The sequence below is a fragment of the Alkalihalophilus lindianensis genome (genome assembly GCF_032843265.1).
In the GTDB taxonomy this organism is placed as follows: domain Bacteria; phylum Bacillota; class Bacilli; order Bacillales; family Bacillaceae_D; genus Alkalihalophilus; species Alkalihalophilus lindianensis.
Window position 1 is genome coordinate 1 of record NZ_JAWJBA010000722.1, and the last position, 251, is coordinate 251.

1 protein-coding gene is annotated in these 251 nt (G+C 40.6%); it reads left to right on the forward strand.

Translation table 11 applies throughout. From position 1 onward, the window contains the following. A partial coding sequence (locus tag RYX56_RS24060) for an AICE element replication initiation protein (RefSeq protein ID WP_317124345.1) occupies positions 1-251 on the forward strand: 251 nt, incomplete at both ends.

Consider the following 251-nt stretch of genomic DNA (forward strand, 5'->3'; position numbering starts at 1 on the left):
CACTATCATTGGCTAATAACTACATGCCATCTTTTGATAATTTGGATGGCTTGTCAGCTGAAAAAAGCGACCTTTTATGTATTGCTTCTACAGGTGGTGGATTTAGCAAACGTACATTGTTTACAGACGATGATGAAACCCTACTTGACCTTCGCCGTTGCGTTGGATTGACAGGTATCAATGTAGTGGTGACGAGAGCGGATTTAATTGACCGTTCCATTATCATCGAATTAGACCGTATTCCAGAAGAT